Origin of the sequence: Streptomyces sp. NPDC047042, assembly GCF_040644035.1 — a bacterium.
In the GTDB taxonomy this organism is placed as follows: domain Bacteria; phylum Actinomycetota; class Actinomycetes; order Streptomycetales; family Streptomycetaceae; genus Streptomyces.
This window is the reverse complement of record NZ_JBEYVP010000015.1, coordinates 1-22,374: the sequence shown is the minus strand read 5'-3', so window position 1 is coordinate 22,374 and position 22,374 is coordinate 1. Positions and strand designations below refer to the sequence as shown.

Annotated in this window: 22 protein-coding genes; 12 read left to right on the top strand and 10 right to left on the bottom strand. The window is 69.7% G+C overall.

Annotated elements, in window-relative coordinates; genetic code table 11:
- Positions 1–8 precede the first annotated feature (8 nt).
- Both ABZ855_RS18785 and ABZ855_RS18780 read right to left on the bottom strand, forming a co-directional pair.
- Complete coding sequence (locus ABZ855_RS18785; RefSeq protein ID WP_360808116.1) at positions 9–887, bottom strand: hypothetical protein; 879 nt, start codon at positions 885–887, stop codon at positions 9–11.
- A complete protein-coding gene (locus tag ABZ855_RS18780) occupies positions 884–1,450 on the bottom strand; it encodes a SigE family RNA polymerase sigma factor (RefSeq protein WP_319199736.1) in 567 nt (188 codons plus the stop codon). The genes ABZ855_RS18785 and ABZ855_RS18780 overlap by 4 nt, the downstream gene beginning before the upstream one ends.
- 284 nt (positions 1,451–1,734) lie before the next feature.
- Here ABZ855_RS18780 and ABZ855_RS18775 point away from each other — a divergent pair, with 284 nt between their 5' ends.
- The gene (locus ABZ855_RS18775; protein ID WP_360808114.1) at positions 1,735–3,186 is read left to right on the top strand and encodes an NCS2 family permease; all 1,452 of its coding nucleotides are present in this window, start codon (positions 1,735–1,737) and stop codon (positions 3,184–3,186) included.
- Between the two features lie 82 nt (positions 3,187–3,268).
- On the opposite strand, the gene ABZ855_RS18770 is transcribed toward ABZ855_RS18775, so the two are convergent.
- The 3 genes from ABZ855_RS18770 to ABZ855_RS18760 form a co-directional block, all read right to left on the bottom strand.
- A complete protein-coding gene (locus tag ABZ855_RS18770; RefSeq protein WP_360808112.1) occupies positions 3,269–4,723 on the bottom strand; it encodes a penicillin-binding transpeptidase domain-containing protein in 1,455 nt (484 codons plus the stop codon).
- Between the two features lie 112 nt (positions 4,724–4,835).
- On the bottom strand, positions 4,836–5,327 hold the full coding sequence (locus tag ABZ855_RS18765; RefSeq protein ID WP_360808110.1) for a GNAT family N-acetyltransferase: 492 nt from the start codon (positions 5,325–5,327) through the stop codon (positions 4,836–4,838).
- Between the two features lie 2 nt (positions 5,328–5,329).
- Positions 5,330–6,103: an IclR family transcriptional regulator gene (locus ABZ855_RS18760; protein ID WP_319199740.1), complete on the bottom strand. Its 774-nt coding sequence runs from the start codon at positions 6,101–6,103 to the stop codon at positions 5,330–5,332.
- A gap of 144 nt (positions 6,104–6,247) precedes the next feature.
- Here ABZ855_RS18760 and ABZ855_RS18755 point away from each other — a divergent pair, with 144 nt between their 5' ends.
- The 6 genes from ABZ855_RS18755 (at position 6,248) to ABZ855_RS18730 (ending at position 12,478) form a co-directional block, all read left to right on the top strand.
- Positions 6,248–7,777 (top strand): aldehyde dehydrogenase (NADP(+)), encoded by a 1,530-nt coding sequence (locus ABZ855_RS18755; RefSeq protein ID WP_360808107.1) that lies wholly within the window; start codon positions 6,248–6,250, stop codon positions 7,775–7,777.
- A gap of 111 nt (positions 7,778–7,888) precedes the next feature.
- Positions 7,889–8,497 (top strand): DUF1349 domain-containing protein, encoded by a 609-nt coding sequence (locus tag ABZ855_RS18750; RefSeq protein WP_319199742.1) that lies wholly within the window; start codon positions 7,889–7,891, stop codon positions 8,495–8,497.
- 99 nt (positions 8,498–8,596) lie between these two features.
- On the top strand, positions 8,597–9,319 hold the full coding sequence (locus ABZ855_RS18745; protein ID WP_360808105.1) for a DsbA family oxidoreductase: 723 nt from the start codon (positions 8,597–8,599) through the stop codon (positions 9,317–9,319).
- Between the two features lie 87 nt (positions 9,320–9,406).
- Positions 9,407–10,519, top strand: coding sequence for an aminotransferase class V-fold PLP-dependent enzyme (locus ABZ855_RS18740; RefSeq protein ID WP_360808103.1), 1,113 nt, complete (start codon positions 9,407–9,409; stop codon positions 10,517–10,519).
- 92 nt (positions 10,520–10,611) lie between these two features.
- Entirely contained in the window at positions 10,612–11,193 is a 582-nt protein-coding gene (locus tag ABZ855_RS18735; protein ID WP_360808101.1) for a sigma-70 family RNA polymerase sigma factor, read from the top strand.
- Between the two features lie 28 nt (positions 11,194–11,221).
- Complete coding sequence (locus ABZ855_RS18730; protein WP_360808099.1) at positions 11,222–12,478, top strand: maleylpyruvate isomerase family mycothiol-dependent enzyme; 1,257 nt, start codon at positions 11,222–11,224, stop codon at positions 12,476–12,478.
- 47 nt (positions 12,479–12,525) lie between these two features.
- Here the strand turns inward: ABZ855_RS18730 and thpD are convergent, their stop codons facing one another.
- The 5 genes from thpD to ABZ855_RS18705 form a co-directional block, all read right to left on the bottom strand.
- Entirely contained in the window at positions 12,526–13,446 is a 921-nt protein-coding gene (gene thpD, locus ABZ855_RS18725) for an ectoine hydroxylase (RefSeq protein ID WP_360808097.1), read from the bottom strand.
- Between the two features lie 5 nt (positions 13,447–13,451).
- On the bottom strand, positions 13,452–13,874 hold the full coding sequence (locus ABZ855_RS18720) for an ectoine synthase (RefSeq protein ID WP_330293938.1): 423 nt from the start codon (positions 13,872–13,874) through the stop codon (positions 13,452–13,454).
- 35 nt (positions 13,875–13,909) lie between these two features.
- A complete protein-coding gene (ectB, locus tag ABZ855_RS18715) occupies positions 13,910–15,190 on the bottom strand; it encodes a diaminobutyrate--2-oxoglutarate transaminase (protein WP_360808094.1) in 1,281 nt (426 codons plus the stop codon).
- A gap of 109 nt (positions 15,191–15,299) precedes the next feature.
- Positions 15,300–15,851, bottom strand: coding sequence for a diaminobutyrate acetyltransferase (gene ectA / locus ABZ855_RS18710; protein ID WP_360808092.1), 552 nt, complete (start codon positions 15,849–15,851; stop codon positions 15,300–15,302).
- A 262-nt stretch (positions 15,852–16,113) separates the two neighbouring features.
- Positions 16,114–17,214, bottom strand: a complete 1,101-nt coding sequence (locus ABZ855_RS18705; RefSeq protein WP_360808090.1) for an aminotransferase class V-fold PLP-dependent enzyme — start codon at positions 17,212–17,214, stop codon at positions 16,114–16,116.
- A 201-nt stretch (positions 17,215–17,415) separates the two neighbouring features.
- On the opposite strand from ABZ855_RS18705, the gene ABZ855_RS18700 reads away from it, so the two are divergent.
- From ABZ855_RS18700 to ABZ855_RS18680, 5 genes are all read left to right on the top strand, one after another.
- Complete coding sequence (locus ABZ855_RS18700) at positions 17,416–18,261, top strand: transporter substrate-binding domain-containing protein (protein ID WP_360808088.1); 846 nt, start codon at positions 17,416–17,418, stop codon at positions 18,259–18,261.
- Positions 18,258–19,094 carry an amino acid ABC transporter permease gene (locus ABZ855_RS18695; RefSeq protein WP_360808086.1) on the top strand — a complete coding sequence of 279 codons (837 nt, stop codon included), beginning with the start codon at positions 18,258–18,260 and terminating at the stop codon, positions 19,092–19,094. Before ABZ855_RS18700 ends, ABZ855_RS18695 begins: the two co-directional genes overlap by 4 nt.
- Positions 19,091–19,942, top strand: a complete 852-nt coding sequence (locus ABZ855_RS18690) for an amino acid ABC transporter ATP-binding protein (RefSeq protein WP_360808084.1) — start codon at positions 19,091–19,093, stop codon at positions 19,940–19,942. The genes ABZ855_RS18695 and ABZ855_RS18690 overlap by 4 nt, the downstream gene beginning before the upstream one ends.
- 196 nt (positions 19,943–20,138) lie before the next feature.
- The gene (locus tag ABZ855_RS18685) at positions 20,139–21,230 is read left to right on the top strand and encodes an amidohydrolase family protein (protein WP_360808082.1); all 1,092 of its coding nucleotides are present in this window, start codon (positions 20,139–20,141) and stop codon (positions 21,228–21,230) included.
- 123 nt (positions 21,231–21,353) lie between these two features.
- Positions 21,354–22,262: an SCO1860 family LAETG-anchored protein gene (locus ABZ855_RS18680; RefSeq protein WP_360808080.1), complete on the top strand. Its 909-nt coding sequence runs from the start codon at positions 21,354–21,356 to the stop codon at positions 22,260–22,262.
- The last annotated feature ends 112 nt before the right edge of the window (positions 22,263–22,374 follow it).

Sequence of the window (22,374 nt, the reverse complement as noted above, 5' to 3'; positions counted from 1 at the left end):
TCACGCCTTCACGAATCGCCCTCGTCGGACTTGTCGTTGTCGTCCTGGGCCGCGAAGTCGCCCTTCACGGCGAGCTGTTCGCTCCCCGCCCGGGCCGTCACCGTGTACGTGTCGTCCTTCGCGTCCCGGCCGCCGCGCGTGTGGTCGTACTGGCCCGCGAAGACCCACTCGCCCGGCAGGACCGTGCGGCCCTCCTTGAGCACCCATGTGTAGACCAGGAACCCGTCGCGCTGGGCGACCGTCAGCTCGAAGTCGTCCTCCGGGGCCGACCGCCACGCACCGGTGGAGGTGACCCCGCCGGTGTCGGCGACCTTCAACTCGACCGTGAGCGCGGTCAGTCGCTCGGCCGTCTTGATCGTGACATTGCTCTGCGCCCAGAAGTCGTTGCTGTGCGGATCGATCGAGCCGTCCGACCACAGGGGCCCGTCCTCGACACCCTTGGCGTCAGGCGCCGGCGCCGTGTTCGTGGCCTTCGGCGTCGGAGTGGGTGTCGGCGTCGGCGTGGGCCTCGGCTTCTCGTCCTCGGTGTCGTCGTGGGACGGTTCGGGAGCCGGCTGGACCGGCGCCCGGCTGGTCGCGTCCGGCGACGGGGTCGGCAGCGGCGAGACCGAGACGGTCGGATCGGCCGGGGTCTCGTCGTCCTTCACCACGGAGGCCAGCGCGTAGCCGCCCATCGCCAGGATCCCGGACACCGCGGCGGTGGCACCCGCGACCCGGGCCCAGGCCAGCAGCGGAGTACGTGCTGCCCGGCGGCGCGAGCGACGCTTCTCCTCGGGTCCGGCGGCCATGCCGCGCTCGACCCGCGCGAGGATGCGCGCGCGGTCGGGCTCGTATGCCCCGGCCGCCTCACGCAGCCCGGCACGCAGCTCGTCGTGCGGCGTCCTCATCGGTTCGTCCCTCCCGCTCCGCCGGTGGTGCGCACAGGGGTGCGCATTCGAAGCGGGGCCTCGTCGGTGCCAAGGAGCCGCTGCAGTTCGGCCATTCCCTTGGACGTCTGGCTCTTAACCGTACCGACAGTAACTCCCAGGGCGAGCGCCGTGTCCTTCTCCGAGAGATCGAAGGCATGCCGGAGCACCACACACGCCCGCTTGCGGAACGGCAGTCTGCGCAGGGCCTCCTGGACATCGATGACGCCGGGTATGTCGGGATTCTCCGTCTTCTCTTCCCGTTGGGACCAGAACAGAGTGATCCTCCGACGCTCCCGGATCGCGCTGCGTATACGGGTCTTGGCCAGATTCGCGACCACGCCACGCGCGTACGCCACCGGGTGGTCGGCGGCCCGTACCCGGTCCCAGCGGTTCCACAGCGCGAGCAGCGCGTCCGCCGCGAGGTCGTCGGCGGCGTCCGCCTCGCCCGTCAACAGATGTGCCAGGCGGGCGAGTTCGGCGTAGTGCCGCTCGAAGAAGGCATGGAACTCCACGGCGGCTGCGTCGTCGACGACAGTGCCCACGGGCGACCTGACCCCCTTGTTCGCTGAGTTTTCCCAGGCCGGCGGCGGATGCCGGCCGAAGCCGGGCGCCTGCGTATACGGCCCCCTGTGGTGCGCCGGTGAAGAGGTAGTGATCGTTTGGCGCGAGAGCCGAGAGAGTATCAGGCTGTCGTGCGGCCCTTCGAGTGTCGTTCGGCTGGTCGATTCTGAATCCGTAACACGGAGAAAACCTGAGAACGGTTCAACGCAGGGACAATCCAGCCTGCACCCGCACACGATCATTTAGGCAACGAGGAGTAACCCCCATGTCCGAACCACAGAAGGTGGCCGACCGACCCGGCGCCGCGCCCCCTGCGGCGAACAGCGTCGACGGCTTCTTCAAGATCTCCGAACGGGGGTCCACCTTCGCCCGTGAAGTACGCGGCGGCTTCGCCACGTTCTTCACGATGGCCTACATTCTTGTCCTGAATCCCATCATCCTGGGCAGCGCCAAGGACAAGTTCGGCCACCAGCTCGACAGCGTCCAGCTCGTCACCGCCACCGCCCTGGTCGCCGCGGTGATGACGATCATCATGGGCGTCGGCGGCAACCTCCCGCTCGCCCTCGCCGCGGGCCTCGGCCTCAACGCGGTGGTCGCCTTCCAGATCGCCCCGCTGATGAGCTGGGACGACGCGATGGGCCTGGTCGTCCTCGAGGGCCTGGTGATCTGCGTCCTTGTGGTGACCGGCCTCCGGGAAGCGATCATGCACGCGATCCCGGGTCCGCTCAAGGCGGCGATCGGCGTGGGCATCGGCCTGTTCATCGCCTTCATCGGCTTCGTCGACGCCGGCTTCGTCAGCCGGATCCCGGACGCCGCGAACACCACCGTCCCCGTGCAGCTCGGCGGCACGGGCAGCCTCAGCGGCTGGCCCGTCCTGGTCTTCTGTCTCGGCGTCCTGCTGACCATCGGTCTGATCGCGCGCAAGGTGCGGGGTGCGATCCTGATCAGCATCGTCACGATGACGCTCGTCGCGCTGATCATCAACTCGGTCGCCGACGTCAAGAGCTGGGGCCTGACCACGCCGGCCTGGCCCGACAAGATCGCGGACACCCCCGACTTCGGGCTGATCGGCCACTTCAGCCTGTTCGGCGCGTTCGGCGAGACCACGGTGATCACCGTCGTCCTGCTGATCTTCACCCTGATCCTGTCGGACTTCTTCGACACGATGGGCACCGTCGTCGGCATCACCGCCGAGGCCGGCCTGCTCGACGAGGAGGGCAAGGTCCCCAACCTCGGCCGCGTCCTGCTCATCGACGGCGCGGCCGCGGTGGCGGGCGGCGCGAGCTCCTCGTCCTCGGCGACCGCCTACATCGAGTCGGCGGCGGGCGTCGGCGAGGGCGCGCGCACCGGCTTCGCCAACCTGATCACGGGTGGCCTGTTCGCCTGCGCGCTGTTCCTGACGCCGATCCTGACGATCGTCCCGATGCAGGCCGCCGCCCCCGCCCTGGTCGCGGTCGGCTTCCTGATGATGACCCAGGTCAAGCACATCGACTGGGACAAGTACGAGATCGCCATACCCGCGTTCCTGACGATCGCCGTGATGCCGTTCACGTACTCCATCACCAACGGCATCGGCGCCGGCTTCCTGGCCTACGTCCTCATCAAGGCCGTCCTCGGCAAGGCCAAGGAGGTCCACTGGCTCCTGTGGGGCACGAGCGCCCTGTTCCTGATCTACTTCGCGATCGACCCGATCGAACAGCTCTTCGGTACGAAGTAAACAGGGTCCGGGTTCCCCGCGCCGTCTTTCAGGGGCGCGGGGAACTGCGCGACCAGCCACAACGGAGCGGCACCTGAACAACTCAGCTCTGCAACGCCGCACTCATCATGGCCTTGGCCACAGGCGCGGCCAACCCATTCCCACTCACCTCGGACCGAGCCGCCCCCGACTGCTCGACCAGCACAGTCACGGCGACCTCCTTCCCATTGGACTGGGACTTCGCATAGGACGTGAACCAGGCATAAGGCGTCTGACTGTTGTTCTCCCCGTGCTGAGCCGTCCCCGTCTTGCCTCCCACCGTCGCCCCCGCCACCCGAGCGTTGGTCCCCGTACCGTCGGAGACAACCGTCTGCATGGCCGACTGCAGCTGCTCGGCCGTCCCCGCGCTGATGACCTCCTTCGTCGACGCCTCGCTGTCGTAGTCCTCCAGCACATCCCCGTCCGCCTTCGTGATCTGCGACACCATGTGCGGCGAGACCAGCTTGCCGCCGTTGGCTATCGCCGCGGACACCATGGCCATCTGCAACGGCGTAGCCGTCACATCGAACTGCCCGATGCCCGTCAGGGCGGTCTGCGACTTCTCCATGTCCGAGGGGTACACGCTCGGATACGCCCGCACCGGCACGTCCTGCTTGTCGTCGTTGAAGCCGAACTTCTCCGCCATCGCCCTGACCTTGTCCTGCCCGAGGTCGACGGCCATCTTCGCGAAGACGTTGTTGCAGGAGTACTGCAGCGCGACCCGGATCGTCGCGTTCTCACAGGGCGCGTTCGGGTTCTCGTTGGACAGCTCCCGGGTCGTACCCGGCAGCGTGTACGGGTCCGGGCTGACCGTACGGTCGTCCACCGACCCGTACAGCCCGTCCTCCAGAGCCGCCGCCGCGACCACCAGCTTGAACGTCGAACCCGGCGGCAGCGGCTGCCGTATCGCCCGGTTGACCAGCGGTTTGTCGGGGTCCGCGTTGAGCTTGGTCCAGGTGGCGCCGTCGCCCGCCCCGGTGATCGTCGAGGGGTCGTAGGACGGGGTGGAGACCATGGCGAGGATCCTGCCGGTCCTCGGGTCGATGGCGATCGCGGCGCCCTTCTTGTCGCCGAGCGCCGAGTACGCCGCCTTCTGGACATCGGGGTCGATCGTCGTGATCACGTTCCCCGGAGCAGCGTGCTCCTTGGTGACCGTGTCCATGAACGTCGTGAGTCTGCTGTCCGAGCCGTCGAGGACGTTCTTGTAGATGCCCTCCAGCTGCGTCGGCGTGAACAGCGGTGTGCTGTACCCGGTCACGGCCGCGTAGAGCTCGCCGTCCGTGTACGTCCGCTGGTACTTCAGGTCGCCACTGTTCGTCTCCTTCGAGCCGGTGACCGACTCGCCGGCCACGATGATGTTCCCGAGCGGGTTCGCGTACAGCGCGATCGCGTTCCGCCGGTTGTCGCTGTCGTCCGCGAGCGCCTTGGCGTCGTAGAACTGCACCCATGTCGCTCTCACCAGCAGAGCGAGCACCAGCAGCAGTGTGAAGACGGAGGCGCGCCTGATCGTTTTGTTCATCCCGCTCGAAAGACGAGCGGCGCGGCACGCGGCGTTCCCCTTCTCCCGATTTCTCATGGCCAATTCAGGAAACCCGGGAGGTTGTAAGGGACACCGGTGTCGCTGAAGACGCTCACGCCTCCAGCGTCAGCACGACCTCGTCGATCTCCGTGCCGCGCGCCTGCGCGAACCCCCGGTCGTGCCCGGAAACGCGGAAACCGCATTTCTCCAGCACCCGCAGCGAGCCCGCGTTGTCGGCGGCGGCACGCGCGTGCAGCGGTCGCTCCGGGACCTCGGCGACGAGCGCGCGCAGGGCGGCCGTCGCGATCCCGCGCCCCCAGTAGGCGCGGTCGATCCAGTACGTCACCTCGCGCTCGCCCGGCTCCCCGTACACCGCCGCGCTGCCGACCACGTCACCGTCGACCAGGACCGTCCGCGGCAGCACGTCCGGGGCGGCGCGGATGCGCTCCCAGTGGGCCTCGAAGGCCTCCCGGTCGGTGGGGTCCTTCGCCGTGAACGCGGCCATCCACAGGGACTCCGGGTCGTTCGTCTGCCGGAAGAAGACCGGCAGGTCACTGGTGTGGACCTCGCGCAGTTCGACGTGCGTGGAAGCCGAGTACCGCATCTTCAGAGCCTCCGGGTGGCCAGCGTCAGCCGGTCTCTCGCGTCGAACAGGGCGTCCTTGACCATCTGCTCGTGGGCCGGGGTGAGCCGGGCGACCGGCACCGAGCAGCTGATCGCGTCCCGCGCGGGTGTGCGGTAGGGGACCGCCACGCCGAAACAGCGCAGCCCCAGCGTGTTCTCCTCGCGGTCCACCGCGAAGCCCTGCTCACGCACCAGACGCAGCTCCTCGATGAGCTTCTCCCGGTCGGTGATGGTGTGCTCGGTCAGCGCGGGCAGCGTCTCCGGGAGCAGCTTGCGGACCTGCTCGTCGGTGTGGGTGGCCAGCAGCGCCTTGCCGAGGGAGGTCGAGTGGGCGGGCAGCCGGCGGCCGACGCGGGTGAAGGGGCGCAGATAGTGCTGAGACTGGCGGGTGGCGAGGTAGACCACGTTCGTGCCGTCGAGCCGCGCCAGGTGAATGGTCTCCGTGGTGTCGTCGGACAGCCGGTCGAGGGTCGGGCGGGCCACCGCGACCACCTCGTCACCGTCGATGTACGAGGTGCCGACCAGCAGTGCCCGTACGCCGATGCCGTAACGCGTACCCGTAGCATCGGTCTCGACCCAGCCGAGGTCGACGAGCGTACGCAGCAGCATGTAAAGGCTGGATTTGGGGTAACCGACAGCCTCCTGGACCGACGCCAGGGAGTGCATGCCGGGACGTCCGGCGAAGTATTCCAGCAGTTCAACGGTCCGTACCGCGGACTTGACCTGCGCCCCGCCGCCTGTCTCGGCTGTCGACATCGCCCTTGACCCCTTCGTTCGACGGGAAATAGTCTCCAACAGCATATTCATCATCAGAGACGCTGTTCAGCATATCGAACGCACCTGGTGAATGACGTAAAAAATACGCATCACAAATGGCAACACAATCTGGAGGGACCCCCGGTGGCAGCAACACCAGTCTGGAGTGTCGACCCCCGTACCGGGAAGCAGCGTGAGCAGGTCGCGGTCGAGGCCACAGCGCAGGAGGTGGACGCCGCCGTCCGCGCGGCCCACGCAGCCCGCCCGGCCCTCGTGGACCGTACGGTCCGTGCCGCCTTCCTGCGCAGCGCCGCCGACGAGCTCGAAGCGGCCAAGGAGCAGCTCGTCGAGACGGCCGACGCGGAGACCGCGCTCGGCCCGGTCCGGCTGACCGGCGAACTCGCCCGCACCTGCTTCCAGCTGCGGGCCTTCGCGGACATCGTCGACGAGGGCGCCTACCTGGACGTCGTCATCAACCACCCCGACGACACCGCGACCCCGCCGATCCCGGACCTGCGCCGCTACAAGGTCCCGCTGGGCGTCGTGGCCGTGTACTCGGCCTCCAACTTCCCCTTCGCCTTCTCCGTGGCCGGCGGTGACACCGCGAGCGCGCTCGGAGCGGGCTGCCCGGTCGTCGTCAAGGCGCACCCGGACCACCCGGGCCTGTCCGAGCAGGTCGCGGCGGTCCTGCGCCGGGCCGCGTCCTCGCACGGCATCCCCGAGGGTGTCGTCGGCCTGGTCCACGGCTTCGAGGCGGGCGTCGAGCTGGTCAAGCACCCGCTGGTCGCGGCGGCCGGCTTCACCGGTTCCATCCGAGGCGGCCGTGCCCTGTTCGACGCGGCGGCGGCCCGTCCGGTCCCGATCCCGTTCCACGGCGAGCTGGGCTCCCTGAACCCCGTCGTGATCACGGAGGCGGCGGCCGCCGAGCGCCCCGAGGCGATCGGTACGGGGCTCGCGGGCTCCATGACCCTCGGCGTCGGCCAGTTCTGCGTGAAGCCCGGCCTGGTGCTCGCGCCGGCCGGCGCGGCGGGCGACCAGCTGCTGAAGTCCCTCACGGACGCGGTCGGCGACACCGCCGCCGGTGTCCTCCTCGACCACCGGATGCGTGACAACTTCGTCGCCGGGGTCGCCGAGCGCGCCGAGCTGCCCGAGGTCGAGACCCCGGTCACCCCGGGCGCGGGCGACGAGCACACCGTCAGCGCCGGGTTCCTCACGGTGGCCGCGGACAAGCTGACGACGGAGGGGGCGTACGACCTGCTCCTGGAGGAGTGCTTCGGCCCGGTCACCGTCGTGGCCCGTTACACGGACGAGGCCGAGGCGAACGCCGTTCTCTCGCGACTGCCGGGAAACCTCACCGCGACGGTTCACCTCTCGGCCGAAGAGGCCGCGGGGGAGGGGCGCGGAGCGGAGATCCTGGCCGAGCTGACGCCGCTCGCGGGGCGTGTGCTGGTGAACGCGTGGCCGACCGGGGTCGCCGTGGCCGCGGCTCAGCACCACGGGGGGCCGTACCCGGCCACCACGTCGACGTCGACTTCGGTCGGCGGGACGGCGATCGAGCGGTGGCTGCGGCCCGTGGCGTACCAGAACGCGCCCGCGGCGCTGCTGCCCGTGGAACTGCGGGACGAGAACGAACTGGGGCTGCCCCGGCGCTTCAACGGTCACCTGGAGCGCTGACACGCCGTTTGGGGTGCGGTGGAATAGGCGGCCGGCGGGTCCGTTGTGGCTTGTCGCGCAGTTCCCCGCGCCCCTTTCGGGGCGCCCATCCTGCCCTGCGATAATCGGGTAATGGACTTGGAGCTTTCCCCGCTGCCCTTTCCCCTCCGTACTTACGGGCCCGATGGGCACTGGTCCTTCGAGGACGGGGTGCTCACCGGGTGGGCCGGGCCTCGGCAGGACCGTTTCGTGCCGCCGACCGGGGAGGCGCTGGATCCCGCCGCCGACGCTCCGCGTCTGCTCGGCGCACCCCACGGCGACTTCCAGCTGATCGCCCGCGTCACCGTCGGCTTCTCGGCCTCGTTCGACGCGGGTGTGCTCTACGTCCATGTCGGCGAGCGGGCCTGGGCCAAGCTCTGTCTGGAGTACTCCCCGGATGTGCCCACCGTCTGCACGGTGGTCACCCGGGGACACTCCGACGACGCCAACTCCTTCACCGTGGACGGCAGTTCGGTCTGGCTCCGGATCAGCCGCACCGGCCGCGCCTTCGCCTTCCACGCCTCGCGCGACGGCGAGAAGTGGACCTTCATCCGCCTGTTCACCCTGGGCGACGAGAAGGAGACGGACGCGGCCCTGATCGGCTTCATGACCCAGTCCCCGATGGGGGAGGGGTGCGTGGTGACGTACGACCACATCGAGTTCCGCCCGGACTGGCCGAAGGACCTGCGCGACGGCAGCTGAGCGGACGGCAGCTGAGCGGACGGCGGGGCCGAGGAATGAAACCGGCCGCTTGAACGTTCACACAATCCTGTAGCCGTTCGACCTGGAGAGAGCCGAAACATGCGCGTCGAGATCTGGAGCGACATCGCCTGCCCCTGGTGCTACGTGGGCAAGGCCCGCTTCGAGAAGGCGCTGGACGCCTTCCCGCACCGCGAGGGCGTCGAGGTGGTGCACCGGTCGTTCGAGCTGGACCCGGGGCGCGCCAAGGGCGACATCGAACCCGTTCTCAAGATGCTCACCAAGAAGTACGGCATGAGCGAGGCGCAGGCCCAGGCCGGCGAGGAGAACCTGAAATCGCTGGCCGCCGCCGAGGGGCTCGCGTACCGCACCCGGGACCGCGACCACGGCAACACCTTCGACATGCACCGCCTGCTCCACCTCGCGAAGGACAAGGGACGGCAGGACGAGCTGATCCAGCTCTTCTACCAGGCGAACTTCGCCGAGGAGAAGTCCGTCTTCGGCGACGACGAGCGGCTCGTGTCGGTGGCCGTCGCCGCCGGTATCGAGGCCGACGACGCCCGGCGGGTACTCGCCGACCCGGACGCGTACGCCGACGCCGTGCGCGCCGACGAGCGCGAGGCCGCCGAACTGGGCGCGAATGGCGTCCCCTTCTTCGTCCTCGACCGCAAGTACGGCGTCTCCGGCGCCCAGCCCGCCGAGGTCTTCGCGCAGGCTCTCACCCAGGCGTGGGGCGAGCGGCCCGCACCCCTCAAGATCGTCCAGCCGGAGGGCGACGGCGCCGAGGTCTGCGGCCCCGACGGATGCGCCGTGCCCCAGAAGTAACCCCCGGCCGACCTGACACCGGCTGGAAAACAGCAGGTCAGGGCCGACGCATAAGCGGCTCTTAGCGGTGCCGCGCAGAATTCGGCAATGGACGAGGAGATCTCCGGGCCGCACAGTGGTCCCATGGCAACCTCCGCGAAAGCCTCGACGTCCGAGAACCTACGCAACCTCGTCCGTGCCGAGTTCGCCCCCAAGAACACCTATCTCAACACCGCGAGCACCGGCCTCCTCCCCGCCCGCGCCGTGGCCGCCATGCGCGACGCCGTGCAGTCCGTGGCCGACGGACTGCCGCAGGACATGTTCGCCGACGTGGAGGCCTCGCGCGCCGCCTTCGCCCGGCTCGTCGGGGTGTCCGACCGCAGGGTCGCGGCGGGCGCCTCCGTCGCTGTCTACAGCGGGCTGATCGCCGCCTCGCTGCCCGCCGGCGCCGAAGTCCTCACCGCCGAGGACGACTTCACCTCCGTCCTCAACCCGTTCCATGTACGCGGGGACCTCAAGGTGCGGACCGTGCCGCTGGAGCGGATCCCCGAGTCCGTCCGCCCCGGCACCGCCCTCGTCGCCGTCAGCGCCGCCCAGTCCGCCGACGGACGCGTCGTCGACCTGCCCGCACTGCGCGAGGCCGCCCGCGCACACGGCGCCCGTACGTACGTCGACGCATCCCAGGCCACCGGCTGGCTCCCCGTCGACGCGGACGCCTACGACTATGTCGCCTCCGTCGCCTTCAAGTGGCTCGTCTGCCCGCGAGGCGTGGCCTTCCTCGTCGTACCCGAGGACCTGGGCGGACTGACGCCCGTGTTCGCGGGCTGGGTCGCGGGGGAGGAGCCCTGGGACAGCTGCTACGGCCCGGTACGCGAACTCGCCCACTCCGCACGGCGGTTCGACGAGAGCCCGAGCCTGTTCTCCTACACCGGCGCCCGCCACTCCCTCGCCCTCATCGAGGAGTTGGGCGTGGAGACCGTACGCGAGCACGACCTCGCACTCGCCGACCGCTTCCGCGCGGGCCTCGACCGCCTCGGGCACCAGCCCGTCCCCGCCCCCTCCTCCGCCATCGTGTCCGTCCCACAACTCGGTTACCGTCAGGCCGAGTTGAGCCGGGCCGGGATCGAAATCTCCGACCGGGCCGGAAATCTGCGCGCCGCCTTCCATCTCTACAACACGACTTCGGACGTGGACCGGCTCCTGGACGCCCTGTCCGGCTGAACCGGTGGCGCGAGATCCCCAAGGGCGCTAGGAATTGGCACCAAGGGGTGGTGGTGCGGGTGGAGTCGAGGCCAGACAGGACCGTCAGGTCCGTGAAACCGCCCGCCGACGCGGAACTGCATCGGCGGCTGGTGTACGGGGACGAGTCCGCGCTGGCCGAGGCGTACTCGGAGTACGGCGCTCTGGTGCGCGCCGTCGCCGTACGCGTCACACAGAGCCAGGCCGCCGCCGAGGACGTGGCCCAGGAGGTCTTCGCCCAGCTCTGGACCAGGCCGTACGCCTTCGACGCGCGCCGCGGGTCGCTGCGCACCTGGCTGTCGATGCTCGCCCACCGGCGGGCCGTCGACTGGGTGCGCAGCGAGGCCCGGCACCGCAAGGACACCCGCGCGGACGACCTCGTGCTGCACGCGATCCCCGACGCCTCACCAGGCCCCGACGAGACCCTCGTTCACCGCGAACGTTCCCTGCAACTGCACACCGCTCTCGCCGAACTCCCCCTCTCCCAGCGGGAGGTGGTCCACCTCGCCTACTTCGCCGGCCGCACCTACCGACAGGCCGCGGTCGAACTCGGCATCCCGGAGGGCACGGCAAAGACCCGCCTGCGCACGGCACTTCGGTCCTTGGCACAGACTTTGGCCGAGCCGCCCGACCCCGCACTGGAAAGAGGCGCATGATGGCAGCGGTGGGAGAAGGAGGTGCGGGGTGACCGGCGATCACGACCACGAGACGGTACGGGAGTTGCTCCCCGCGTGGGCCTTCGGCGCCCTGCAACCGGGCGACGAACACACGATCCGACCGCACCTGGCGGAGTGCGACACCTGCACGGCGGAGGCGCGACGCCTACGCGAAACGGTACGCATGCTGGACGGCCCCGCCGACACGGGGCTCCCGGAGGGCACTCCGAGCACCCTCCCGGCCAACCGCCTCGAGGACGGGCCCTCCGGTGACCGGCTGGCGGACGGGGGCCCGGGCGGGCTCTCGGGCCACCGGCTCGCGGCCGGGGGTACGAGGGGGTCCTCGGACGGGCGGGTCGCGGACCCGCCCTCCGGTCACCGGCTCGGGGACGGAGCTGTGGGCGAGCCCGCCGGCGGGAGCAGTGCCGCGCGGGTGCCGGAGGCGGGCGGTGTGCTCGCCCTCGCTCTTCGTTCGCGTCGGCCCGTTTCCGCCTTTGGCCTCGCCCCGTACGCCGCTCCCTACGCCGGCGCCGTCTCCGCGCTTCAGGCTCTCCTGCGTGAGGTGGGCGCGGAGGGGCGTGGAGTCTGGCACACGCCCGTCGTGCACGACTGGGATGTGCGCGACACCGTCGCCCATCTCATCGCGGCGGACGAACCGCTGGCCCTGGGGCTCGGGCTGGAACCCCGAATTCCCGTCCTGCGGACGCCCTCACCGGACGAGGACGACGCCGGCTGGGAGACCGCCTGGGCCGAGCGCACCGCCGAGGTGATCGCCCACGAGCGGCGCCGCGCGCCCCGGGAGACCGTCGACACCTGGGCCGCCCAGGCCGCCGCCCTGCTCGCCACACCCGAGGCCCGCGACCCCGAACCCGCCGCCGTCGCCCTGACGTTGACGGGCGCGCGGCTGCCCGTTGCCGACCACTTCATGATCCGGGCCTTCGAGGCGTGGATCCACACCGACGACATCGGCCGCGCCCTCGGCCTCGCCGTACCGCCCCTGCCCGACCCGCACCTGTGGCGACTGGTCCACCTCGCCGTCCGTATCCTCGGCGCGGCGCTCGGGCCCGAAGCGCCCCCGGTCCTCTTCGCCGTCACCGGCGGCGAGGAATGGGTGCTGGGCTCGGAGGACGAGCCCGTACAAGCCGAACTCGTCCTGGATCCGGTCGACTTCTGCCTGCTCGTGGGCGGGCGTCACACACCGGACGAGGTGCCGCGCGGCGAGAGCGGGGACGGCACGGCCGTACGCAACGTACTGGAGCGCGCGGCCGCACTCGCGTGGCTCTGAGGTCCACGGCCTGAGGTCGACGGCCTGAGGTCCACGGCCTCGAGAAGTCACCTCACCGGCGTGAAGTCCCGAGCCCCGATGAACTCCGGCCTGCGTACCGGTGCCGCGAACGGTTCCACCGCCCGGTTCTCCACGCTGTTGAACACGATGAAGACGTTGCTGCGCGGGTACGGCGTGATGTTGTCCCCGGAGCCGTGCATGCAGTTGCAGTCGAACCAGGTCGCCGAACCCGCCCTGCCCGTGAACAACTTGATCCCGTGCTCGTCGGCCAGCGAGGTCAGCGCCTCGTCGGACGGGGTGCCCGCGTCCTGCATCTGGAGCGACTTCTTGTAGTTGTCCTCGGGCGTCGCCCCCGCACAGCCGAGGAACGTCCGGTGCGAACCCGGCATGATCATGAGGCCGCCGTTGGTGTCCAGGTTCTCGGTCAGCGCGATCGACACCGACACCGTCCGCATGTTCGGCAGGCCGTCCTCCGCGTGCCAGGTCTCGAAGTCGGAGTGCCAGTAGAAGCCGCCCGCCCCGAACCCCGGCTTGACGTTGATCCGCGACTGGTGGACATACACGTCGGAGCCGAGAAGCTGCCGGGCCCGCCCGACGACCCGCTCGTCCCGCACCAGCCGCGCGAACACCTCGCTGATCCGGTGCACCTCGAAGACCGAGCGGATCTCCTTCGACTTCGGCTCGATGATCGACCGCTCGTCCGCCCGGACGGCCGGATCGGCGATCAGCCGCTCCAACTCGGCCCGATACAGCGCCACTTCGTCATCGTCGAGGAGCTGGTTGATCGCCCGGAAACCATCACGCTCGTACGCCATGAGCTCGGCCGCGGCGAACGGCCCGGGCGTGTCCGGCGCCCCCCAGATGACCGGGTCCTGCCGCGGGACGGTCACCTCGACGGCGCCCCGGGTGGGGTACAGGTCGGTGAGAGCGGACGTCGACGTGGAAGCGGACGTGGACGTGAGTGACATGGGTGTCAGACCTCCTCGGAGTCGGGGGTGAAGTCGGGTTCCGTCAGCAGGGGATAGACGCCGTTCTCGTCGTGGTCCTCGCGGCCGGTCACGGGCGGATTGAAGACGCACAGGCAGCGGAAGTCCTCCTTGATCCGCATCGTGTGCCGCTCGTGCCCGTCGAGGAGGTACATGGTGCCGGGGGTGATCGTGTACGTCCGCCCGGTCTCGTCGTCGGTCAGCAGGGCCTCGCCCTCGACGCACACGACGGCCTCGACATGGTTCGCGTACCACATCGACGTCTTCGTGCCCGCGTACAGGACGGTCTCGTGCAGCGAGAAACCGACCCGCTCCTTGGCGAGGACGATGCGTTTGCTCTCCCAGGTGCCGGACGCCGCCCTCACATGCCGGTCGGTACCCTCGATGTCCTTGAACGAACGGACGATCACGTGCTCAACAACCCCTCTCTCGGACTGACTTGATCTCAGACAGACTTGACGGTCTCGCGGACGGCGCGGGCAACGACCCGCAGTCCCTCGTCCAGCTCCTCCGGCGTGATGGTGAGCGCCGGCAGCAGCTTCACGACCTCGCTCTCCGGGCCGGACGTCTCGACGAGCAGCCCGAGTTCGAAGGCCCGTCGGGCGACCCGCCCCGCGCGCTCCTTCTCGTGGAACTCCATGCCCCACACCAGCCCCCGGCCCCGGTACTCCTTGACGTCGGCGAGGTTCTCCTCGGTGATCGAGATCAGTGCCTCCTCGACCTGCTCACCCCGCGCGCGCGTCTGCTTCTCCATGGCCGAACCGTCGGACCAGTACGTCTCCAGCGCGGCGGCGGCCGTCACGAACGCCGGGTTGTTGCCGCGGAACGTGCCGTTGTGCTCGCCCGGCTCCCACACGTCCAGCTCGGGCCTGAACAGGCAGAGCGACATGGGCAGTCCGTACCCGCTGATGGACTTCGACACGGTGACGATGTCGGGCACGATGCCCGCCTCCTCGAAGGAGAAGAAGGCACCGGTCCGCCCGCAGCCCATCTGGATGTCGTCGACGATCAGCAGCATGTCCTGCCGCTCGCACAGCTCGGCCAGGGCCCGCAGCCACTCCGGGCGCGCCACGTTGATGCCGCCCTCGCCCTGCACGGTCTCCACGATCACCGCGGCCGGCTTGTTGAGACCGGAGCCCTGGTCCTCCAACAGCCGCTCGAACCACAGGAAGTCGGGGACGGTCCCCTCGAAGTAGTTGTCGAACGGCATCGGCGTTCCGTGCACCAGCGGAATGCCCGCGCCGGCCCGCTTGAAGGCGTTGCCGGTCACGGCGAGCGACCCGAGGGACATGCCGTGGAAGGCGTTGGTGAAGGACACGATGGCCTCCCGCCCCTTCACCTTCCGCGCCAACTTCAACGCCGACTCGACGGCGTTGGTGCCGGTCGGGCCCGGGAACATGACCTTGTACGGCAGTTCGCGGGGCCGCAGCACGAGCTCCTGGAAGGACTCCAGGAACGCGCGCTTGGCGACGGTCGACATGTCGAGGCCGTGCGTGACACCGTCCCGTTCCAGATAGTCGATCAACGCCCGTTTCAGTACGGGGTTGTTGTGGCCGTAGTTGAGTGATCCGGCGCCCGCGAAGAAGTCGAGGTAGGTACGGCCGTCCTCGTCGTACATCCGGCTGCCCTGCGCCCGGTCGAACACGGCGGGCCAGCTGCGGCAGTAGCTGCGCACCTCGGACTCGACTGTTTCGAAGACGCTCAGGTCGGGCTGGGTGATGGTCACGGCGATGAACTCCTTGCGGTGCTGGAAGTGCTGGAGGTGCGGGAGTGCTGAGGTGCTTGTGCGTTGGAGTTGGTTGGGCTGCCCGGGTCGATCGAGGCGGCGGGCCGGGTCAGCCGGTGAGACCGGAGAGACCGGTGAGGGGGCCGATGCGGTACAGGACCTCGGGGTCGTGCGGGTCGTCCGGCCCGGCCGGACCCGCCGGGTCGCTCGGGAACAGGTCCGCCTCGAACAGCACCTCCCGCTCGACGGAGGCGCCGTGCCGTCGCGCGAACGACGTGAACAGGCGCTGCGAGGCGCTGTTGTCCGGCGTGATGGTGGTCTCGAGGGTGGTCAGCCCCTGCTCGGCGCCGACCCGCCGGGCCAGCGCGTCGAGCAGCGCGCCGGCGAGTCCGCGCCCCTGGTGGCCGGCGTCGACGGCCACCTGCCAGACGACCAGGGTGCGCGGCCGGTCCGGCCTGACGTACCCGGTGACGAAGCCGACCGGATCGCCGTCGGCGTCCCGGGCGACGACCGAGGTGGCGGCGAAGTCCCGGCACCAGAGCAGATAGCTGTACGACGAGTTGAGGTCGAGAACCTTCGAGTCCCTGGCGATCCGCCACAGCGCGGCTCCGTCGGAAACCATCGGTCGGTCGATTTGCAGATCTGTCCGTACGGCGCTCATGCAAATCGAACTTACCCAGGGAAAATCAAAAATGCATCGCCGATCGGGGTTACGGAACGGTCGTGAATATGTTATCGACCGGGCACTGAAATGCCCGCTTTGTGTGGCGAATAGCCAGACAAAGCGGGCAGGTTGTTGCATGCGTCACACTCATGTAATTCACTTGATTCGTTCGCGAAACCTTTGCGTTTAGGGCGAAGAAAAGCGGGCAGAAGAATGCGGGAAGCTGCCAGGAATATAAGTACCCAATTTCATCGCGCATTCACGAGAAATTCGCGATCGCCCGCCGGGCCCCTTCGACGTCCACCGTGAGCCCCCGGTCCGCCAGGGCCGCCCCCAGCGCGGTCAGGCTCCCGAGGACCGCCTCCCGCGTCGCGTCGGCACCGTAGTGGTTGACCCGGATCATCTCCTTGGCCAGGGCGCCACCACCCGCCGCCAGCGGCAGCGCCGGCTCGACGGCCAGCGCGCTCGCCACCAGCTCCGACGCGACGACCCCGGCGGGCACCCGCAGCGTCGTCGCGACCGGCGCCGCGTCCTTCGCCTCGTACACATACGGCTCGAGGCCGCCGCCCAGCGCGAGCGCCCCCACCCGGGTGGCCGCCGCCGCGGCGGTGTGCCGGGCGATCACCGTGTCCAGCCCCGCCGCCTCGATCCGCTCGACGCACGCCTCCAGCGCGAGCATCTCCAACTGGGCGGGCGCGTGCAGGAGGGTGCGGCGGCCGCCGTCGATCCACCGCTCCTTCCAGTCCAGCAGGGAGAGGTACGACCGGCGCGGCGCCCCCGGATTCGCCGCCATCCGCGCCCACGCCCGCTCGCTCACCGACACCGCCGACACACCGGCCGGCCCGCCCATCGCCTTCTGTGCCCCGATCACGCACAGGTCGACACCCCACGCGTCCGGCAGCACCGGCTCGGCGCCCACCGACGCGACGGCGTCGAGGTAGAAGAGGGCACCCTGTTCCCGTACCGCCTCGCCGATCTCCGCGACCGGGTTGGTGTTGCCGGTCGCCGCCTCCGCGTGCACCAGCGAGACGAAGTCGATCTCCGGGTGCTCGGCGAACGCCTCCCGGATCTGGGCGGCCGTGACGGCGGTGTGGAAGGGCACCGCCAGGTCCACGACCGTTGCCCCGCAGTCCCGCAGCCAGTCACCGAAGGTCTGCCCGTAGGGGCCGGTGACGATGTTGAGGGCCGTCGTGCCCGGCCCCGCGGTCCCCCTGATGGCACCCTCCAGGGGCAGCAGCGCCTCGCCCTGCGTGATCACGACGTCCTGCTCGGTGGAGAGCAGCCGCGCCACGCGGTCCTCGATCGACGCGAAGCGGGCCGCGGTCAGCGGCGCCAGGTCCAGGAAGGGGTGCGTGGTCACGGTGTTGCTCTCTTCGAATCGCGGGAACAGGTACGTCGAGTCGAGACTAACCGGAGATCCTTCCCGCCCCCGGCCCACGTCATTCGAGCCCGTGCCGCCTCAAAACCACAGGTCACAGGGCATCGCAACCATCAGAATGATTTGAGATAGTCAAACGTTTCCTTATAATCAGAACTCACATTCCCCCCACAGGAGGTCCCCGTGAACACGGTCCTCGGACGACGGTCCCGCATCCTGGCCGCCACCACCGCGACGGCCGGGCTCCTGCTCGTGGCCGGCTGCTCCTCGGACGACGACAGCGGCGGCGCCTCGAAGACCGCCGCCGGCGGGGTCGAACTCGTCAAGGGCGGGCAGCTCACCGTCTGCACCCATCTGCCCTATCCGCCCTTCCAGTCGGAGATCGACGGCAAGGTGCAGGGCTTCGACGTGTCGCTCGTCGACCTCGCCGCGAAGAACCTCGGCGTGAAGCAGGAAATCCTCGACACGCCCTTCGAGAACTTCAAGACGGGCGCCTTCCTCAACTCCGACCAGTGCGACCTCGGCGCGGCCGGCATGACCATCACCGAGGAGCGCAAGAAGAACGTCGACTTCTCCGACCCCTACTTCAACGCGACGCAGGCCGTCCTCGTCGACAAGAAGAGCGGCATCGGCTCCGCCGCCGACCTCAAGGGCAAGAAGATCGGCGCCCAGGCGCAGACCACCGGCGAGGACTACGCCAAGAGCAAGGACTACGACCCGGTCTCCTTCGAATCCTCCGACGCGGTCCTCAACGGCCTGCGCACCGGCCAGGTCGACGCCGTCATCATCGACTACCCGGTCGTCCAGGGCTGGCTGAAGACCCCGGCCAACGCGGACGCCTTCAAGGTGGTGGCCAACCTCAACACCGGTGAGCAGTACGGCTTCACGGTGAAGAAGGGCAACACCAAGCTGCTCGCCGCCCTCAACAAGGCGATCGCCGACGCGAAGGCCGACGGCACGTACAAGAAGCTGTACGAGCAGTGGATCGGCCCGTACGACGAGTCCGCGGCAGCGCCGTCCGCGTCATGACCGAGTCCTCCACGGAGCAAGTACAGCCCCGCAAGCAAGGGTTGAGCCGTACGCAGAAACGGGCACTGTCCCGGGGCGCCCAGTACGCGCTGTTCGTCGCGGCGATCGTCGCCCTCGCGGTGTCGGCCGACTGGGCCCGGCTGAAGAACCAGTTCGCGCAGGCGGACCTGGCGAAGGAGATGTTCCCGGACATCATCACCCTCGCCCTCAAGAACACCGTCCTCTACACCCTGTCGGGCTTTGTCTTCGGCCTGGTGCTGGGGATGGTGATCGCCCTGATGCGACTGTCGCCGGTGGGCCCCTACCGCTGGGTCGCGGGCATCTACATCGAGATCTTCCGTGGTCTGCCCGCCCTTCTCATCTTCATCTTCGTGGGCGTGGCGGTGCCCCTCGCCTTCCCCGGCACGGAGATCCCCGGCGGGACGTACGGCAAGGTGGCGCTGGCACTCGGTCTGGTGTCGGCCGCGTACATGGCGGAGACGATCCGCGCGGGCATCCAGGCGGTGCCCAAGGGCCAGATGGAGGCGGCGCGTTCACTGGGCTTCTCGCACGCGCGGGCGATGGTCTCGATCATCATCCCGCAGGCGTTCCGGATCGTGATCCCGCCGCTCACCAACGAGTTGGTGCTCCTCTTCAAGGACTCCTCGCTGGTGCTGTTCCTCGGCGTCACCCTGGAGGAACGCGAACTGGCCAAGTACGGCCGTGACTTGGCGAGCCAGACCGCCAACTCCACACCGATCCTGGTGGCGGGCCTGTGCTATCTGCTGGTGACGGTGCCGCTGGGCTTCGTCGTCCGACGGCTGGAGACGAAGGCGGGGGAGGCGACGCGATGAGCGACGGGACGAGCGGCGGGACGAGCGGCGGCGTCAAGGACGCGACGGTGCCGGAGATCCAGGTCCGGGACCTGTACAAGTCGTTCGGCGACAACGAGGTGCTGCGCGGTATCGACCTGGAGATCGGCCAGGGCGAGGTCGTGTGCGTGATCGGCCCGTCCGGCTCGGGCAAGTCGACCCTCCTGCGGTGCGTCAACCTGCTGGAGGAGCCGACCAAGGGCCAGGTCTTCGTCGGCGGTACGGAGGTCACGCATCCCGACGTCGACATCGACGAGGTCCGCCGCCGTATCGGCATGGTCTTCCAGCAGTTCAACCTCTTCCCGCATCTGACGGTGACGGAGAACCTGACACTGCCGCAACGCCGGGTGCTGAAGCGGGACAAGGCCGAGGCGGCGCGGGTGGCCGCGCAGAACCTGGAGCGCGTGGGCCTCTCCGAGAAGGCCGACGCGTACCCCTCCTCCCTCTCCGGCGGCCAGCAGCAACGGGTCGCCATCGCACGGGCGTTGGCGATGGGCCCCGAGGTGATGCTGTTCGACGAGCCGACCTCGGCACTCGACCCCGAGCTGGTGGGTGACGTACTGGCGGTCATGCGCCGACTGGCGAACGAGGGCATGACGATGATGGTCGTCACGCACGAGATGACGTTCGCCCGCGAGGTCGCCGACCGGGTCGTCTTCATGGACGGCGGAGTGATCGTCGAGGACGGCACCCCCGCGCAGGTCATCACCAACCCCTCCCACGAACGCACCCGCCACTTCCTCTCCCGCCTGCTGGACCCGGCGATGGCGGACGTGGAGGAGAGGGACGGTAAGGAGCCGGACGAGGAACCGAGGGACCGGCGGAACTAGGGCCTGTCGTTTGGATCACGCCGGTTTCGAGCTGCGGCGCCTTTGTCTGCCGGTGAGCGGGGTGTGGTGCGTGCAGCTGCAAGGCGGAGGAGGGCGTCGACGCGGAGCGTCGGCAACCGACGACAACGCGGCAGATGTGCGTGCCACACCCCGCGGCCCAGGCGTGATCCAAACGGCAGGCCCTAAGGTGCCGTCCATGAGCGATCAGGCGGTGCTGCATGTGAAGGGGCGGGTGCTGGTCGGCCCGGAGGAGATCCGGGACGAGCTGTGGGTGGTCGGCGGCAGGATCGCGTACGACCGCCCGCCCGGCGCCCGTGACGTCCGTACGGTGGAGGGCTGGGCGTTGCCCGGTCTGGTCGACGCGCACTGCCATGTGGGCCTGGGGCCGGACGGCCCGGTGCCCGAGGATACGGCGGAGAAGCAGGCGCTGACCGACCGGGACGCCGGAACCCTCCTCATCCGGGACGCGGGCTCACCCTCGGACACGCGCTGGACGGACGCCCGTAAGGACCTCCCGGAGATCATCAGGGCGGGCCGGCACATCGCCCGCACCCGCCGCTACATCCGCGGCTTCGCCCACGAGATCGAGCCGGACGACCTGGTGGCGTACGTCGCCCAGGAGGCCCGGCGCGGCGACGGCTGGGTGAAGCTGGTGGGCGACTGGCTGGACCGGGGTACCGGCGACCTCTCCGCCTGCTGGCCGCGCGAGGCGGTGGAGGCGGCGATCACGGAGGCCCACCGCCTGGGCACACGGGTCACGGCGCACTGTTTCGCGGAGGACTCCCTGCGGGACCTGGTCGAGGCGGGCATCGACTGTATCGAGCACGCGACGGGCCTCACCGAGGACACGATCCCGCTGTTCGCCTCACGTGGCGTGGCGATCGTCCCGACCCTGGTGAACATCGCGACGTTCCCGAACCTCGCGGCATCAGGCGACGCCAAGTTCCCGACCTGGTCGGCCCATATGCGCCGCCTGCACGAACGCCGCTATGACACGGTGCGTTCCGCGTACGACGCCGGGATCCCGGTGTACGTCGGCACGGACGCCGGAGGCACGCTGCCGCACGGGCTGGTCGCGGCGGAGGTGGCCGAGCTGACCAAGGCGGGCATCCCGGCGGTGGAGGCCCTGTCGGCGACGACCTGGGGCGCGCGGGAGTGGCTGGGCCGGCCCGGTCTGGCGGAGGGGGAGGCGGCGGACCTGGTGGTGTACGAGAGCGATCCGCGGGCGGACGTACGGGTGCTGGGGGCGCCGCGCCGGGTGGTGCTGAACGGACGGATTGTGGTGTGAGATTCGAAAATCTGCACGGAAACCTCACGTAGGAGTGAAGTCGCGTCAGATTGCTGACCGTTAGCTCGCGGTACGTAATTCTTACCGGGTCCCAAGCGTGTCTCTCCGAGGGGTCCCCAAACCGTGAACGCGAACAACTTCCGCCTGCCCGCACGCCGTCTGGCCACCGTCGCGGCCGCCACGGCCCTGGCGGCCGCCGGCCCCGCCACCCTGGCCCACGCCACGGAGGACCAGGGCAGCGCGAGCGCGGTCGTCCTCCGCACGGGGCTGAACGTGTCCCTCCTCAACAAGAGCGTGAGCGCCCCGCTCGCGGTCGCGCTGAACGAGGTGCAGGCGCCGCAGAGCGCCGAACAGACGGCGCTGACCGCCTCGTTGGACGGCGTGGACGGCGGAAAGCCGTTCAACGTGCTCGGGGCGGAGGTCGCGGAGGCGAAGGCGACGGTCGCGGAGGGCAGGGCGGAGGCGTCCACCCGGCTCACCCACGCGAAGCTCCATGTGCCGGGTCTGCCCCTCCTGTCCCTCATCGAGGTGGAGCAGGTCACGTCGAAGGCGACCTGCGTGGCCGGGGAGAAGCCGGTCGCCGACGCGAACCTGCTGGGTTCGGTGACGGCACTCGGCAAGAAGGTGACGCTGACGCCGAGCGGGCCGGTCGAGGTGAAGGTGCCGGGGGTCGGCGAGGTACGCCTGGATCTGTCGCAGACGGAGACGACGACCCGCACGGCGGCTGCGACCGCGCTCGAACTCAAGGTGTCCGTCAACCCGTTGAACCTGGGGGTGGCGGAGGTCGAGGGCACGGTGACTCTGGCGAAGGCGACTTGCGAGGCGCCGGCGGCTGCGCCGACGGAGCCGGCGGCTGCGGAGGTGGAGACGGAGGTGAAGCCGCAGGGAGCTCCGGCCCCGTCCCCGGCCGAGGCGGGCCTCGCGGAGACGGGCGGCAGTTCGGTGACGCCGTATCTCGCGGCGGGATCGGCGGCCCTGCTCACGGCGGGCGCGGGCGCGGTGGCCCTGGCCCGCAGGCGCAGCAAGAACTGACCCAGGCCGGGTTTCCTTCGCCCCCGCCGCCCCTACCCGTCCCATCCCTGGGGGCTGCCGCCCCCAGACCCCCGCTTCGGCCTGAACGGCCTCGTCCTCAAACGCCGGACGG

What these genes read in the sequence shown, in the direction of transcription:
- ABZ855_RS18785 (WP_360808116.1), bottom strand. Translation starts at nt 887, where the DNA reads ATGAGGACGCCGCACGACGAGCTGCGTGCCGGGCTGCGTGAGGCGGCC.
- ABZ855_RS18775 (WP_360808114.1), top strand. Translation starts at nt 1,735, where the DNA reads ATGTCCGAACCACAGAAGGTGGCCGACCGACCCGGCGCCGCGCCCCCT.
- ABZ855_RS18770 (WP_360808112.1), bottom strand. Translation starts at nt 4,723, where the DNA reads ATGAACAAAACGATCAGGCGCGCCTCCGTCTTCACACTGCTGCTGGTG.
- ABZ855_RS18765 (WP_360808110.1), bottom strand. Translation starts at nt 5,327, where the DNA reads ATGCGGTACTCGGCTTCCACGCACGTCGAACTGCGCGAGGTCCACACC.
- ABZ855_RS18760 (WP_319199740.1), bottom strand. Translation starts at nt 6,103, where the DNA reads ATGTCGACAGCCGAGACAGGCGGCGGGGCGCAGGTCAAGTCCGCGGTA.
- ABZ855_RS18750 (WP_319199742.1), top strand. Translation starts at nt 7,889, where the DNA reads ATGGACTTGGAGCTTTCCCCGCTGCCCTTTCCCCTCCGTACTTACGGG.
- ABZ855_RS18745 (WP_360808105.1), top strand. Translation starts at nt 8,597, where the DNA reads ATGCGCGTCGAGATCTGGAGCGACATCGCCTGCCCCTGGTGCTACGTG.
- ABZ855_RS18740 (WP_360808103.1), top strand. Translation starts at nt 9,407, where the DNA reads ATGGACGAGGAGATCTCCGGGCCGCACAGTGGTCCCATGGCAACCTCC.
- thpD (WP_360808097.1), bottom strand. Translation starts at nt 13,446, where the DNA reads ATGTCACTCACGTCCACGTCCGCTTCCACGTCGACGTCCGCTCTCACC.
- ectA (WP_360808092.1), bottom strand. Translation starts at nt 15,851, where the DNA reads ATGAGCGCCGTACGGACAGATCTGCAAATCGACCGACCGATGGTTTCC.
- ABZ855_RS18695 (WP_360808086.1), top strand. Translation starts at nt 18,258, where the DNA reads ATGACCGAGTCCTCCACGGAGCAAGTACAGCCCCGCAAGCAAGGGTTG.
- ABZ855_RS18690 (WP_360808084.1), top strand. Translation starts at nt 19,091, where the DNA reads ATGAGCGACGGGACGAGCGGCGGGACGAGCGGCGGCGTCAAGGACGCG.
- ABZ855_RS18685 (WP_360808082.1), top strand. Translation starts at nt 20,139, where the DNA reads ATGAGCGATCAGGCGGTGCTGCATGTGAAGGGGCGGGTGCTGGTCGGC.